We start from the raw sequence: 14,397 nt of genomic DNA on the forward strand, positions 1-14,397 counted from the left end.
CGCAACAAAACCCATGGGACATTTTCTCAAACCTATTGTATAGAAATGAGAAAATGTCGCTCGCGAGGCGGTATCTTCAGGCGCAGGGTCGAAAGAGACGTTTCCTCACCGGGAACAGTTAACCTCGTTTCAACACCGGTCGCCTAGATATTTCCCAGCAAGTGCAGAGGAATTGTCGGAACCGGTCCTGTGAAGATACGGAAACTGCTACGCCTGAGGATGGAGCGCCGTCGGCGCCAGATTCGCGCCTTTCGCAAACGGCGCGAGCTGATGGTGGTGGCCGATCGCACCGACAAGATTCGCGGCGGCGATGTTCTGGCCTTCGTGACGCTTCGGAACGAACGCGTGCGCCTGCCGTATTTCCTGCGCTACTACCGCGACATGGGGATCAAGCATTTCCTGATCGTTGATAACGGCTCTGATGACGGGTCGGACGACTATCTCGCAAGCCAGCCTGATGTGTCGCTATGGTGGACCGGGGCGAGCTACAAGCGTTCGGGCTTCGGGATCGACTGGATGAACTGGCTGCTGCGCAAATACGGCACCGGGCACTGGACGCTGACCGTCGATCCGGATGAGTTTTTTGTCTACCCGTTCTGCGACACGCGCCCGATCAACGCGCTGACAGATTGGCTCGACACCTATGAGATCCGCTCTTTCCCGGCGATGCTGCTCGATATGTATCCGAAGGGCCCGGTGGATCAGACCCCCTATGTCGAGGGGACGAACCCGTTTGAGACGGCCTGCTGGTTCGACAGCGGGAACTACATGATCTCCAAGAATTCGCGGCTTCAGAACCTGTGGATTCAAGGCGGCCCGCGCGCACGCGTGTTCTTTGCCGACCGACCCGAGGAGGCCCCCTCGCTCAACAAGATACCGCTCGTGCGATGGGAACGCGGGCACACGTTCGTCTCTTCCACGCATATGCTTTTGCCGCGCGGACTGAACGCGGTATATGATGAATGGGGCGGCGAGAAAGCGTCGGGCTGTCTGTTGCATGCAAAGTTCCTCTCGACCCTTCCGCAGAAGGTCGCCGAAGAGCTGGAGCGCAGAGAGCACTTCGCAAACTCGCGCGAATACAAGGCCTATGCCGAGGCGATGTCGGAGCAGCCGGACCTTTGGTGCAAATGGTCCGAGAAATATATCAACTGGCGTCAGCTCGAAATTCTGGGCCTGATGTCGAAGGGGAACTGGGCGTGAGCGTTGGCTTCATCATGATGTGCCACACGGCCTTTGACCGGGCCGCGCAAGTCGCGCGCCATTGGGCCGAGGCGGGCGCCCCCGTGGTGATCCATGTCGATAAGCGTGTGAGCGGGCATGACTATGCCAGCTTCAACCGCGCGCTGGCCGATCTTGAGAACGTTTCCTTCTCGCGTCGGTTCAAATGCGAATGGGGCACCTGGTCGCTGGTGCAGGCGGCGCAGGCGGCCTCGGAGCAGATGCTCGAGCGCCATGCCGAGGTGCGTCATGTCTATCTCGCCTCCGGCTCGTGCCTGCCGCTGCGCCCGCTCAAGGACCTCACCGATTACCTCGATGCGCGCCCCTATACCGACTTCATCGAAAGCGTGACCACGACCGAGGTCGACTGGACCGTCGGCGGCATCGGGATGGAGCGGTTTACCCTGCGCTTCCCGTTCTCGTGGAAAAAACAGCGGCGCCTCTTTGATCGCTATGTCGATCTGCAACGCCGCGTGGGCTTCAAGCGGAGCATCCCTGACGGGCTCGTGCCGCATCTGGGCAGCCAGTGGTGGTGCCTCACGCGGCAGACGCTCAGCGCCATTCTGCAAGACCCGGACCGGCGCCACTACGACAGCTATTTCGAGCGGGTCTGGATTCCCGATGAGAGCTATTTCCAAACGCTGGCACGGCTCTATGCCACCTCGATTGAAAGCCGTTCTCTGACGCTTTCGAAGTTCGACTTTCAGGGCAAGCCGCATATTTTCTACGACGATCACCTGCAATTGCTGCGCCGGTCCGACTGTTTCGTGGCGCGCAAGATCTGGCCCAAGGCCGAACGACTCTACGCCACCTTCCTCAACACGCGCACGAATACGCCCAAACTTGCAGAACCGAACCCGTCCAAAATCGACCGACTGTTCCACAAGGCTGTCGAGCGCAGGATCAAGGGGCGGCCCGGCCTCTACATGCAGTCGCGCTTCCCGCGCAAGGACCATGAGAACGGCAAGACCTCGGCGCCCTATTCGATGTTCCAAGGCTTCTCGGACCTGTTCGAAAATTTTGACGGGTGGCTGTCGAAAAACGTCGGCGCGCGGGTCCACGGCCATCTGTTTGGCCCCGAACGGGCCGAATTCGCGGGCGGCGAGACGATGTTCAACGGCTGCCTGAGCAATAATCCGACGCTACGCGACTATAACCCCAAAGCCTTTCTGACCAATGTCATCTGGAACTCGCGCGGGGAGCGGCAATGCTTCATGTATAGTCCGCGCGATACGCAGCAGGATATTGACTGGTTCACCGCAACCGATCCGAACGCGCAGATTTCGGTGATCTCCGGAGCCTGGGCGGTGCCGCTGTTCCGCTCCAATCAGAATTTCGCGGCGATCCGGCGGGAAGCGGCGCGGCTTCAGCAGGTGGAGCTGCATCATCTGTCGATCCTGCGCTCGATGTATGTGAAGGCGCGGGTGCGGATCTGGACGATGGCGGAGTTCATTGAGAACCCGATGGAACCGCTTCAGACGATCATCGACGAGATTTCGCCGCGCGCCACAAGGCGGCTAACAGAGGTACCGCAGATGGTCGACCTGACCGGCTTTGGTCAGTTTCTGCAAAACCTCAAGAATCAGGGAATGCAGCCCCGGCTCATGGGCGATTTCCCGGTGGGCGACGACCCGAACCCGCAACAAAAGCGCCGTGGCCGGCCGTATCTCGTGAAGTGATTTCATGCCGCATTTCGACAGTTTCGTTATCCTCGCAGAGATGCGGACCGGCTCTAACCTGCTCGAAGCGGCGGTAAACGCACTGGATGGGGTGACCTGCCACGGCGAGGCATTCAATCCCGCGCTGATCGGCTATCCCAAGAAGGATAGCCTGCTCGGCATGACCAAGGCGGAGCGCGACCTCGACCCGGTGGCGCTCTGGCGGCGGATACAGGATGCGCCGGGGTTGAACGGCTGCCGCTACTTCCACAACCACGATCCGCGCGTGCTTGAGGTCATGCTGCGCGACCCGCGCTGCGCCAAGATCGTGCTGACCCGCAACCCGATCGAAAGCTATGTGAGCCTCAAGATCGCGCGGGCCACCGGCCAGTGGAAGCTGGGCGACGCCAAGCATCGCAAGGCCGCACAGGCCAGCTTTGACGCGGCAGAGTTCGAGGAACATCTGGCCGAGCTTCAGGCGTTTCAGGTGCTCCTTATGCATGAGTTGCAGGTGAGCGGGCAAACGGCGTTCTACATCGACTATGAGGATGCGCAGGATCTCGACGTGCTGAACGGGCTGGCGGCGTGGCTGGGGGTTGCGCCAGGGCTGAAGGCCCTGCCCGACAGTCTCGTGCCGCAGAACCCCGAACCGCTGGAAAGCAAGGTCGCCAACTTCCCGGCGATGGAGGCGTCTCTGGCGCGGCTCGACCGGTTCAACCTCTCGCGCACGCCAAATTTCGAGCCGCGGCGCGGCCCCAATGTGCCGAGCTTCGTGGGTTGCGAACCGGGGCTTTTGTATATGCCGATGCGCCCCGCAATGGACGCGCCGATCCGTGACTGGATGGCGCAGATCGGTGCGCTGGAAGAGGGCTTCTCGCAAAAGACCCTGCGGCAATGGAAGCGAAAGCATCCGGGCCATCGCAGCTTTACCGTGCTGCGGCATCCGCTGATGCGGGCGCATCTCGCCTTCAATGCTGTGCTGCATTGGGACGGGATGGAAGAGACACGGCGGATTCTGCGCAACGGCTATGGCCTGCCGATCCCCGAAACGGGCGGCGCACCGGATGGCGATTATGCCGAGGCCCTGATCGGCTTCATGCGCTGGCTGAAGACCAATCTGAACGGACAAACCAGCCTGCCGGTGAATGCGCTGTGGGCCACGCAATCCGCGCTGATGCAGGGCTTTGCGCAGTTTGCACTGCCCGATCTGGTCGTACGAGAGGATCGGCTTGCCAAGGATATGGCCTATCTGACCGGCTCGATGGGGATCGATGCGCCGGCCTTCGCCACCGCCGATGCCGACATCGCGGAGGTGAAGCTGACCGATATCTGGGTGCCCGAACTGGAAGCTGCGGCGCGCGAGTGCTACCCGCGCGACTTCATGCAATTCGGTTTCGAGGATTGGAAGCGCGCCTGAGCGTCAGGCCGCCTGCACACCCGGTGCCGAGGTCAGGATCGCATGGAGCGTCGCCGGATCGGCATTGGCCCGAAGCTTGGTGCAGGTCGCAGCGTCGCGCATCGTGCGAGAGACGAGGGCCAGCGCCTTGAGATGCTCCACCCCGGAATCCTTGGGCGCGAACAGCGCAAAGACCAGATCGACGGGCAATCGATCCACCGCATCGAAATCGAGCGGCTTCTCAAGGCGCAGAAACACGCCGACGACGTGGTCCAGGCCGTGCAGCCGGGCATGCGGAAGTGCGACCCCGTGGCCGACACCGGTCGGGCCAAGGCTCTCACGCTCCTGAAGGGCATCGACGGTCTGTGCCGCATCCAGCCCGTAGGCTGAATGCGCGATTTCACCGAGATCCTGGAACAGGCGCTTCTTGCTCGTCACGTTGGCCAGAACCTTGACGGCCCCCGGCTTGAGCAGGTTGGACAAATCCATCAGTTTCGTCTTTTCCGCGCCGTCCATTGCCGGCGCTTAGTTGCTGTTGCGCGGGTCGATCCAGCCCACATTGCCGTCTTCGCGGCGATGGACGACGTTGACCCCGCCGTGTTTCTCATTGCGGAAGACGAGAAGGTCCTGACCGGCCAGCTCCATCTGCATCACCGCTTCGCCAACCGAGAGCGTGGGGACCTTGGTCTCCATCTCGGCGACGATCATCGGTGCGAGGCTGCCGCCATCCGACTCCGTCTCGTCATCTTCTGCGGCGAGCACATACATGCCTGCTTGGGCGAATTCAACCGGCTCCGCGCGTTCCTTGTGGTGATCCTTGAGCCGGCGCTTGTGACGGCGCAACTGCTTGTCCATCTTTTCGCGGCAGGATTCGAAGGCCGCGTATACCTCGGTCGCGTGCCCCTTGGCACTCGCGGTCAGCCCGGTCGAGAGATGGACCGTCGCTTCGCAGATGAACTCATGCGCATTGCGCGAGAAGACGACGGTCGCGTCGGTCGGGCGCTGCGAATATTTCTCCACGGTTTCACCCAGTTCTGCCTTCACATGGGTTTGGAGCGCTTCACCCACGTCGAGCTGTTTTCCGCTGATCTGGTAACGCATGGTCTCTCCTTCACGTCATAAGTCCTTGCCAGCAAAGCATTGTGCTGGTTTCAGACCGGTTAAACCTGTTGAAAATCTGTCCGCGTGTCCCGCATTTAATCCCACCATTGCGTATGCGCGGGGGTGCCGGGACTGGCGCGGCGCGGACGCTTTGAGGTGGGGGCGATGTTCACGCATTTGTCTTATTTGGGAACGGTTCGGCCCGAGTGTCAACGGGGCTCGTTCGCCGCAGTGCAAAAGGTCTGCGTTCAGATGATACGGAAGTTCTGTCCGAGATAGACACGACGCACGTTTTCGTCGCGCACGACCTCGTCGGTGGTGCCCGACATAAGCACCGTTCCATCATGCAAAATATAGGCCCGGTCCACGATCTCTAGCGTTTCGCGCACGTTGTGGTCGGTAATCAGCACCCCGATTCCCCGCTCTTTGAGCTGCGCGACAAGTTGCCGAATCTCTCCGACAGCGATCGGATCGACGCCGGCGAACGGCTCGTCGAGAAGAAGGTATTTCGGATCGGCCGCCAAGCAGCGCGCGATTTCGACTCGGCGCCGCTCACCGCCCGACAAAGCCAGCGCGGGTGCCGTGCGCAGATGCCCGATCGAAAAATCGCCCAAAAGCTCTTCGAGGCGTTCGCGGCGATGATGCGGTTCGTCGAGCGTGATCTCGAGCACCGCCATGATATTCTGTTCGACGCTCAGGCCACGGAAGATCGAGGTTTCCTGCGGCAGGTAGCCGATCCCCATCCGGGCGCGGCGATACATCGGCAGCGCGGTCACGTCGCGCCCGTCGATCAGCACCTGCCCGGAATCGGGCGTGATGAGGCCCGCGATGTTGTAAAAGCAGGTGGTCTTGCCCGACCCGTTCGGCCCCAAAAGAGCAACCGCTTCGCCGCGATTGAGCGAAAGAGACACATCCCGGATCACCGGCCGGCGGCGATAGCTCTTGCGCAGCCCCTCGACGCGCAGCCCGCCCTTGCCCTCGGCCAGATTGAGGCCGGCGCCCTGTTCCAAGCCCTGCGCCATCAGTTGCCCCCGGGCTGGAGAATCGTGCGCACGCGCCCGTCCATTTGGCCGGTGCCGCTGCGCAGGTCCACGCTGAGCTTTTGGCCCGCCATCACGTTCGACCCTTGGGTCAACAGAACATCGCCCGTAAGAACCACAGTGCCCTTGACCACGTCATAGACCGCCTCGCGCGCCTCGGCAGCCTCGGCCTCCGAGACCAGCGTGACGCCGCCCGAAGCCAGAAGGCGGTTGATCTTGGATTGGTCGCCCTGACCGTATTCGACCAGCACCGTCGCCGCCTGAAGGCGCATGCTGCCCTGACCGATCAGAACATTGCCGCTAAAGGTCGCAACGCCGGTTTCCTGATTAACCGCAAGGCTGTCCGCCGTGACCTCGACAGGTTGCGACGTGTCCGCGCGAATACCGCCAAAGGCGACTTGCTGCGCCGTGGCCGCCAGCGGAGACAGGGCCAAAACCAGGGCGATCAAACGGAAAGCAGGGCGCATCGGAACCTCATTTCACCGGCGAATATACCAGCTTCACACGGTCATTGAAAACCAGATCATGGAGTTTGCTGTCCGCATCCGCGCTCAGCTCCATCCGACCAGCTTCAAGCGTGCCGAAGGGTGCGATAACCGTCACGGGACCGGGCGAAAGAAGATGCGAGTTATCAAGCGACATCTCGATCCGGTCGGAAGCGATCTGATAGCCGGTCGAGGTTTGCAGCGTCACGCCATCGTTGAGCGTGATTTCGGCCCCGCCGGGATCAATCCGTCCCGACCTTGCGGTCAGATCGGCCACGAATCCGGTTGGCGCCTCCAGCTTGGCGACGATTTGCTCGGCCTGCGCGCCACGGCCTCCATCCGGATCGGGCCGCGCCCGATCGGCCCGCACCGCCAGAGAGGCCCCCTCTTCGGTAACACCGGAATATTCCGGCCCGATCAGCGCGGCGTCACGCGCAAGTTGCTCGACATCGACCTCGGCATAGGGGATCGCAGCCGAGGGGTCGATCTTGTGCGAGAACATGAACAGGGTCGAAAGCAGCGCCAAGGCAATCATCGGCAGGGCGATCTTGGCCCCGGTAACGATCAGCGAATGGCGGCTTTCATTGGGCATCAGACGACACCGGCGCGCAGGCAGTCGTGGATATGCAGGATACCCCGCGGGCGGTTGCCCTCGACCACGAAGAGGCAGGTGATCTTGCGCTCGTTCATCACCGCGACGGCGGCTTCGGCCAGTTGATCGGCTGTGATGGTGCGCGGATTGCGCGTCATCACCTCGGCTGCGGTGTGGGACAAAAGCCCCTCCATATGCCGCCGAAGGTCGCCATCGGTAATGACCCCCGACAGGGCACCATCCGCATCGGTCACCCCAACGACGCCAAAACCCTTCTGGCTGATCCGCAATAGCGCCTCGGACATCGGCGTGTCCTCGGCGACAAGGGGCATATCCTCATGCATGAGGTCCGCCACCTTCGCCAACCGCGCGCCGAGCTTGCCGCCCGGATGGAAAGTGCGGAAATGCTCGGGCGTGAATTCACGATGCTCCATCAGAGCGACGGCGAGCGCATCGCCCAAAGCCAGCGTCATCGTCGTCGAGGTCGTCGGCACCACGCCCGTCCCGCAAGCCTCGGCGGCCTGGGGCAGAACGATGGCGACATCCGATTGCGTGAGCAGCGTTGAGCCAGGCCGCGAGGCGACCCCGATCAGCGGGATACGAAACCGCCGGGTATGCGCGATGATGTCGGACAGTTCGGGCGTTTCACCCGAATTGGACAGCACCAGCGCCACATCGTCACGGGTGACCATGCCCAGATCGCCATGGCTCGCCTCGGCCGGGTGCACGAATTGCGCGGGCGTCCCGGTCGACGCCAGAGTCGCCGCGATCTTGCGCCCGATATGGCCCGATTTCCCCATGCCCGAGACGATGACTCGACCGCGTGCCTGCAAGATCGTTTCGACGGCCCTCGTGAAATTCTCGTCGAGGGTCGCGGCCAGCGTGCGCAGGCCCTCGGCCTCGATCTCTATAACCCGGCTTGCGGTCGCGCGAAAATCAGTGGTGGAAGATGTCATTCGGCTCCTCCCACCCCATCAGGTCCAGACGCGCGCGGGTCGGCAGGAAATCGAAACAAGCCTGCGCAAGAGCGGTGCGATCCTCGCGCGCGAGACGCTCGACAAGAACTTCCTTGAGGCGGTGCAGATAAAGCACGTCGGACGCCGCATATTCGAGCTGCGCCTGCGTCAGTGCAGCCGCGCCCCAGTCCGAGGTCTGCTGCTGCTTGGAAATATCCACGCCGGCAAGCTCTTGAAGCAGGAATTTCAGCCCGTGCCGGTCAGTGAACGTGCGCACCATCTTGGACGCGATCTTGGTGCAGAAGACCGGCGCGGTCACCACGCCAAAGGCGTTATAGAGCGCCGCGATATCGAAACGCGCGAAGTGGAACAGCTTTTCGGTTCCCGGATCGGCCAGCATGGCGCATAGACGCGGTGCCTCGGTCTGGCCCTTGGCGATCTGCACCAGATGGGCATCGCCATCGCCCGCGCTCAACTGCACGAGGCAAAGCCGGTCGCGGCGCGGGTCGAGCCCCATGGTTTCGGTATCGATAGCCACGACGGGGCCAAGCGAAAGCCCCTCGGGCAGGTCGTTCTGATGCAGGTAGATCGTCACGCGGCGTCTCTTTCTGTTGGTCCGGCGCCATATAAGCGCTTTTGTACGCCAATGCCAACGCGGCGCGGCGGCCCGTGGCCCCACCGAAGCCGGGGCCAGAAAACGAAAAACCCTCGCCGAAGCGAGGGTCTTGCGGGCTCCCGAAGGAGTTGGTGCCCAGAAGAGGACTCGAACCTCCACGCCTTGCGGCACACGGACCTGAACCGTGCGCGTCTACCAATTCCGCCATCTGGGCCGATGTCGTGGGGGGCGATGTAGCTGTGCCACGCGACACTGTCAACGGGGGGCGTGAAGAATTTCGTCAAGGACCGCGCCAAGCTGGCCTTTGGCCTTGTTCCTCAGGGGGCTTGGCGCTAATCAGGGTGCGACAAATTTTGCACGAGAAAGGCCGAAGCCCATGTCGAAGCTGGTCACGATCTATGGCGGTTCTGGATTTGTGGGGCGCTATATCGCCCGGCGTATGGCGAAGCTTGGCTGGCGCGTTCGCGTCGCGGTTCGCCGCCCGAACGAGGCACTGTTCGTGAAACCCTATGGCGCCGTCGGTCAGGTCGAGCCGGTTCTGTGCAATATCCGCGATGACGCTAGCGTTAAGGCCGCGATGAACGGGGCCGATGCCGTAGTGAACTGCGTGGGCATCCTCGTGGGCGTCGGCAAGAACAAGTTCGACGCAGTTCAGGCCGAAGGCGCAGGTCGCATCGCGCGGATCGCGGCGGAGAGCGGCGTGCAAAACCTCGTGCATATTTCTGCGATCGGGGCCGATGCCGAGTCGGAAAGCACCTACGCCCGCACCAAGGCGCAAGGCGAGGCTGCTGTTCTGGCGGCCTTCCCCAATGCGACAATCCTGCGCCCCTCGATCATCTTCGGCAACGAGGATGGCTTTTTCAACAAATTCGCCGGCATGGCGCGCTTCACCCCGATCCTGCCGATCTTCGGCGGCGATACCCGCTTCCAGCCGGTCTATGTCGAAGACGTCGCGCAAGCGGCGGTCAAAGGCGTGCTCGGCGAGGCGCAGGGCATCTATGAGCTGGGCGGCCCGGATGTGGACACCTTCCGCGGCCTGATGGACAAGATGCTCGAGGTCATCAACCGCAAGCGCCTCGTGGTCAGCCTGCCCTTCTTCGTGGGTAAGATCATGGGCGGCGCGCTGGATCTCGTGCAGGCGGCAACGGGTGGTCTCGTGGTCAACAAGATGGTGACGCGCGACCAGATCAAGAACCTCGCCAAAGATAATGTCGTGGCGGCGGGCGCGAAGGGCCTTGCCGATCTGGGCATCAAGCCGACCCCGGTCGACGCAATCCTGCCCGATTACCTGTGGCGCTTCCGCCCGAACGGGCAATACGACGCCATTCAGGCCTCGGCCAAGAACCTGCGCAAGCCGTCCTGATGGACGAGACGCTCGTCGCGGCGTTTCTGGGGCTGCTTGAAGGGCTGACCGAGTTCATTCCGGTCTCCTCCACGGGCCATGTGCTGCTGGCCGGGCATTTCCTCGGCTTCGAAAGCACCGGCAAAGCGTTCGAGGTCGTGATCCAGCTTGGCGCAATTCTGGCCATTCTTGGTGTATACGCGAAGCTGCTGATCTCGACCTTTGCGGCGGCCCCTACCGACCCTGCCGCGCGCCGCTTCATTCTTTCGGTGCTCATCGCGTTCTTTCCGGCGGTGGTTATCGGCGTTCTGGCGCATGACTTCATCAAGACGGTGCTCTTTGAGACACCCATGCTGATCGCCATCATGCTGATCCTCGGGGGCTTCGTTCTGCTGGTGGTGGACCGCTGGAAGATCGACGTCAAATATGAGGATGCGACCGATCTACCCCTTTGGACCGCACTGAAGATCGGTTTTTTTCAATGCCTTGCAATGATTCCTGGCACGTCGCGCTCGGGGTCGACGATTGTCGGAGCGATGCTGATGGGCGTATCCAAACGCGCGGCGGCGGAGTTCAGCTTCTTCCTGTCGATGCCGACAATGGCAGGGGCGTTTGCCTACGACCTCTACAAGAACCGCGACATCCTGAGCGCGGCAGACATGAACCTGATCGCGGTCGGATTCGTGCTCGCCTTCATCTCGGCGCTGATCGTGGTGCGCGGCCTCCTCGCCTTCGTAAGTCGGCACGGATACGCACTGTTTGGCTGGTGGCGAATCATCGTGGGTAGCGTTGTTTTGCTGGCACTTTTGGGCGGCCGCTAAGGGATTGGTAATTACTACTGACCTAAATTCGGTCAGTTTGTCGCGCCCCAACCCGTTTTCGGCGTAAAAATTCTGCATTTAGGTCAGCATTGCTTACTTTTAATTCCGCCCGCTGCGGTGTAGGAGTGCGCGTCTGGAATTTACCCCATTGGGAGGCGCAGCCATGGCCAAGCAACGCATGCTGAAATTCGTCACGACGGCGAAGGAAATGCCCGAGAAGCGTGACGCGACTGTGCGCGCCAATGATTTCCAAGAGATTTACCGCGAGTTCGCAGATCAAAAGGCCGCCGAGCAGGCATCGCGCTGTTCGCAATGCGGTGTGCCCTATTGTCAGTCGCATTGCCCGCTGCACAACAACATCCCGGACTGGCTGCGGTTGACGGCGGAGGGGCGGTTGCAAGAGGCGTATGAGATCAGCCAGGCGACGAACACCTTCCCGGAGATCTGCGGCCGCATCTGCCCGCAGGACCGCCTGTGCGAAGGCAACTGCGTGATCGAGCAATCGGGCCATGGCACCGTGACCATCGGCGCGGTCGAGAAATATATCACCGACACCGCTTGGGACATGGGCTGGGTGAAGCCGGTGAAGCCCACGCATGAGCGCGCGGAAACGGTCGGGATCATCGGTGCGGGGCCGGGTGGCCTTGCGGCGGCGGACGTGCTGCGCCGCGCGGGCGTGCAGGTCACGGTCTATGACCGCTACGACCGCGCGGGCGGCCTGCTGACCTACGGCATCCCCGGCTTCAAGCTGGAAAAAGACGTCGTCATGCAGCGCATCAAGCAGCTTGAAGATGGCGGCGTGCAATTCGTGCTGAACTGCAATGTCGGCACCGATATCAGCTTCGACGCGATCCGCGGCAAGCATGACGCGGTGCTGATCGCGACCGGCGTCTACAAGACCCGCGACCTGCGCGATCCCGGCGCGGATGCCGCTGGCATCGTGCGTGCAATCGACTACCTGACGGTCTCGAACAAACTGTCGTTTGGCGACGAAGTGGCTGAATTCACTGACGGAACGCTCAATGCCGAAGGCAAGAACGTGGTCGTCATCGGCGGCGGCGACACCGCGATGGACTGCGTGCGCACGGCGATCCGCCAAGGCGCGAAATCGGTGAAATGTCTCTACCGCCGCGACCGCGCGAACATGCCCGGCTCGCAGCGCGAAGTGCAGAACGCCGAGGAGGAAGGCGTCGAGTTCGTCTGGCTCGCAGCCCCGAACGCGTTCAGCGGCAACCCGGTTTCGTCGGTCACCGTGCAGAAGATGCGCCTTGGCGCACCGGATGCCTCGGGCCGTCAAAGCCCCGAACCGATCGAGGGCGGCATTTACGAAGAACCCGCTGATCTGGTCATCAAGGCGCTGGGTTTCGAGCCGGAGAACCTGCCCGAACAATGGGGTGTGGACGATCTGGAAACCACCCGCTGGGGCACGGTGAAGGCCGAGTTCGCAACGCACGCAACCTCGATCCCCGGCGTCTATGCGGTGGGCGATATCGTGCGCGGCGCGAGCCTTGTGGTCTGGGCGATCCGCGACGGTCGTGAGGCCGGCGCCGAGATCGTGAAGTATCTCGACGGCGCCGCTCAGGTCGCCGCCGAGTAAAGCCAGCTTTGGTATGGTTTTCCGCCAGCTTTGCGCCATACGGCGATCTGGCGGGGGCCGAAACGGGTTCGACACAATCGGGTCAGGGATGCTGACCGTAGTGCTTGCGAAAGGGTAAATGAGGTGAACGCAGCAGCGCTCCTTCCAGCAACGGTTCTGGCGGTTTTGACCGCCGGGCTGGCGCATGGTGCGGGCACATTCACCCCGCCCGAGGGTTGCACGCTCGACATGACGGTGCAGCTGCGCGAATGCCGCGTGGCGAACCATTACCACTGCGCAGGCGACCCGTCGGGCGAGCGCTGGATTTCCTATGCCGATGGCGCGGGTGAGTATTTCCTGAGCCGGATCGACGCCGAGACGCGCTGGATCGAGAGCATCAGCCTGCAAACCGGCGAAGTGGATCGGCTCGACGCGGGCGCCTCGGCGGATAATGCCGATTTCTCCGCACTGCTGGCCACGGGCCGCGATGATTACGATTTTATCACGCGGAACAATTTCGGCGAGACGAGCCGCTATGTCGGCTATGACCAGTTGACGGGCGAACAGGTCACGATCGACGGCGTGACGCTGGAACGCTGCGTGTTCGAGCTTGAGGCGACGGACGGCAACGGCAACGTGCTGTTCTCGCGCAAGGGGACGCAATATGTCAGCGCCGAACACCGCGTGTTTTATGGCGATATCGAGACCTTCCGCAACGCGCTTGGCGAAGAGGTGCAATCGGTGATGAGCCCGGTGACCTTCGCCTTTGAGGGCGAGGACGGCTTTGGTGAGGCCGAGCCGAAATTCGACTGCGACATGCTGATGACGGGCCAATTCGGGATCGGGGGGCGGTCATGATCGACGTGCGCCCGATCCTCGACGAACCGCCGCTCCACATGAGCTTTTCGCCCGGCACGAGCGACCGCTTGGTGGTGTCCTTCGCCGGTGTGGGGAACAATCGCCGACAGGTCCCCCCGGTCGAGTTCGCGCGGCTCTCGCATTGGAACGGTCAGAACAACGTCCTTTACGTCTCGGATCTGAGCCGGAGCTGGATGAACGGGCCGGGCATTGCAGAAGCCGTGGTCGAGGCGGTCCAAGGGATTGGCGCAAGGCTGAAGCTGAGCGAGATCGTCGCGATCGGCAATTCGATGGGCGGCACGGCGGCGCTGATCCTCGCCTCGCTGATGAAGGTGGACCGCGTGGTCGCGCTGGTGCCGCAATTCTCTGTGCACCCGGAAGTGATCCCCGGCGAGTGGCGCTGGACCCATTTCCGCGACAAGATCGCGCAATGGCGGTTCCGCGAGAGCCCCGACCTGCGCGAGACGGGCACGAGCGTCACGATCCTGCATGGCGGCTCCAAGGATGAGCTGATGCATGCGGAGCGGTTCCCCAAAGACGCGGGCTATCGCCATTTCATCTTTCCGCACGAGGGGCACAATCTGGCCCGCTCGCTGCATGACCGGGGGCTGCTGTCTCCGATCGTCACCCTTTCCATGCTGGGCCGCTTTCCGCGCGCCAGGCGCGCCATCCGCACTGCGGGCGGCGTGAGCCGGCGCCGGTTCGACCAGACCCCCATTCGCACTCTCTGAGGAGGCA

15 protein-coding genes and 1 tRNA gene are annotated in these 14,397 nt (G+C 62.3%); 8 read left to right on the plus strand and 8 right to left on the minus strand.

The genetic code is table 11. From position 1 onward, the window contains the following. Positions 1-219 precede the first annotated feature (219 nt). Genes P0X85_RS08015 through P0X85_RS08025 form a run of 3 tightly spaced genes read left to right on the plus strand, consistent with a single transcriptional unit; the run spans position 220 to position 4,293 of the window. Entirely contained in the window at positions 220-1,200 is a 981-nt protein-coding gene (locus tag P0X85_RS08015; RefSeq protein WP_275811498.1) for a glycosyltransferase family 2 protein, read from the plus strand. Beyond that, positions 1,197-2,897 (plus strand): DUF5927 domain-containing protein, encoded by a 1,701-nt coding sequence (locus P0X85_RS08020; protein WP_275811283.1) that lies wholly within the window; start codon positions 1,197-1,199, stop codon positions 2,895-2,897. The genes P0X85_RS08015 and P0X85_RS08020 overlap by 4 nt, the downstream gene beginning before the upstream one ends. 4 nt (positions 2,898-2,901) lie before the next feature. Continuing rightward, positions 2,902-4,293 (plus strand): nodulation protein NodH, encoded by a 1,392-nt coding sequence (locus tag P0X85_RS08025; RefSeq protein ID WP_275811286.1) that lies wholly within the window; start codon positions 2,902-2,904, stop codon positions 4,291-4,293. A 3-nt stretch (positions 4,294-4,296) separates the two neighbouring features. Here P0X85_RS08025 and P0X85_RS08030 read toward each other — a convergent pair whose 3' ends face one another. The 8 genes from P0X85_RS08030 to P0X85_RS08065 form a co-directional block, all read right to left on the minus strand. After that, positions 4,297-4,761: a PTS sugar transporter subunit IIA gene (locus P0X85_RS08030; RefSeq protein WP_275811289.1), complete on the minus strand. Its 465-nt coding sequence runs from the start codon at positions 4,759-4,761 to the stop codon at positions 4,297-4,299. A gap of 36 nt (positions 4,762-4,797) precedes the next feature. Then, positions 4,798-5,373, minus strand: a complete 576-nt coding sequence (gene hpf, locus P0X85_RS08035) for a ribosome hibernation-promoting factor, HPF/YfiA family (protein WP_275811292.1) — start codon at positions 5,371-5,373, stop codon at positions 4,798-4,800. A 248-nt stretch (positions 5,374-5,621) separates the two neighbouring features. Next, entirely contained in the window at positions 5,622-6,395 is a 774-nt protein-coding gene (lptB, locus tag P0X85_RS08040) for an LPS export ABC transporter ATP-binding protein (protein ID WP_275811295.1), read from the minus strand. After that, on the minus strand, positions 6,395-6,880 hold the full coding sequence (gene lptA, locus P0X85_RS08045) for a lipopolysaccharide transport periplasmic protein LptA (RefSeq protein ID WP_275811298.1): 486 nt from the start codon (positions 6,878-6,880) through the stop codon (positions 6,395-6,397). The genes lptB and lptA overlap by 1 nt, the downstream gene beginning before the upstream one ends. A gap of 7 nt (positions 6,881-6,887) precedes the next feature. Next, positions 6,888-7,490 carry an LPS export ABC transporter periplasmic protein LptC gene (gene lptC, locus P0X85_RS08050; RefSeq protein ID WP_275811301.1) on the minus strand — a complete coding sequence of 201 codons (603 nt, stop codon included), beginning with the start codon at positions 7,488-7,490 and terminating at the stop codon, positions 6,888-6,890. Beyond that, positions 7,490-8,446 (minus strand): KpsF/GutQ family sugar-phosphate isomerase, encoded by a 957-nt coding sequence (locus tag P0X85_RS08055; protein WP_275811304.1) that lies wholly within the window; start codon positions 8,444-8,446, stop codon positions 7,490-7,492. The genes lptC and P0X85_RS08055 overlap by 1 nt, the downstream gene beginning before the upstream one ends. Then, entirely contained in the window at positions 8,427-9,041 is a 615-nt protein-coding gene (locus tag P0X85_RS08060) for a ribonuclease D (protein WP_275811308.1), read from the minus strand. Before P0X85_RS08060 ends, P0X85_RS08055 begins: the two co-directional genes overlap by 20 nt. Positions 9,042-9,191: 150 nt before the next feature. Continuing rightward, positions 9,192-9,276 (minus strand) — tRNA-Leu (locus P0X85_RS08065). A gap of 162 nt (positions 9,277-9,438) precedes the next feature. Between P0X85_RS08065 and P0X85_RS08070 the strand changes: the two genes are divergently transcribed. The 5 genes from P0X85_RS08070 to P0X85_RS08090 all read left to right on the plus strand — a co-directional run bounded on the left by P0X85_RS08070 (position 9,439) and on the right by P0X85_RS08090 (position 14,390). Continuing rightward, positions 9,439-10,425, plus strand: a complete 987-nt coding sequence (locus P0X85_RS08070) for a complex I NDUFA9 subunit family protein (protein WP_275811311.1) — start codon at positions 9,439-9,441, stop codon at positions 10,423-10,425. Further along, positions 10,425-11,225 carry an undecaprenyl-diphosphate phosphatase gene (locus P0X85_RS08075; protein WP_275811314.1) on the plus strand — a complete coding sequence of 267 codons (801 nt, stop codon included), beginning with the start codon at positions 10,425-10,427 and terminating at the stop codon, positions 11,223-11,225. The genes P0X85_RS08070 and P0X85_RS08075 overlap by 1 nt, the downstream gene beginning before the upstream one ends. Positions 11,226-11,388: 163 nt before the next feature. Then, the gene (locus tag P0X85_RS08080; RefSeq protein ID WP_275811317.1) at positions 11,389-12,822 is read left to right on the plus strand and encodes an NAD(P)-dependent oxidoreductase; all 1,434 of its coding nucleotides are present in this window, start codon (positions 11,389-11,391) and stop codon (positions 12,820-12,822) included. A gap of 123 nt (positions 12,823-12,945) precedes the next feature. Beyond that, positions 12,946-13,659 (plus strand): hypothetical protein, encoded by a 714-nt coding sequence (locus P0X85_RS08085; RefSeq protein WP_275811320.1) that lies wholly within the window; start codon positions 12,946-12,948, stop codon positions 13,657-13,659. After that, positions 13,656-14,390 carry an alpha/beta fold hydrolase gene (locus P0X85_RS08090; RefSeq protein WP_275811323.1) on the plus strand — a complete coding sequence of 245 codons (735 nt, stop codon included), beginning with the start codon at positions 13,656-13,658 and terminating at the stop codon, positions 14,388-14,390. Before P0X85_RS08085 ends, P0X85_RS08090 begins: the two co-directional genes overlap by 4 nt. Positions 14,391-14,397: the final 7 nt, after the last annotated feature.

It is taken from the genome of Pseudothioclava nitratireducens, from assembly GCF_029210495.1.
GTDB classification, from domain to species: Bacteria; Pseudomonadota; Alphaproteobacteria; order Rhodobacterales; family Rhodobacteraceae; genus Pseudothioclava; species Pseudothioclava nitratireducens.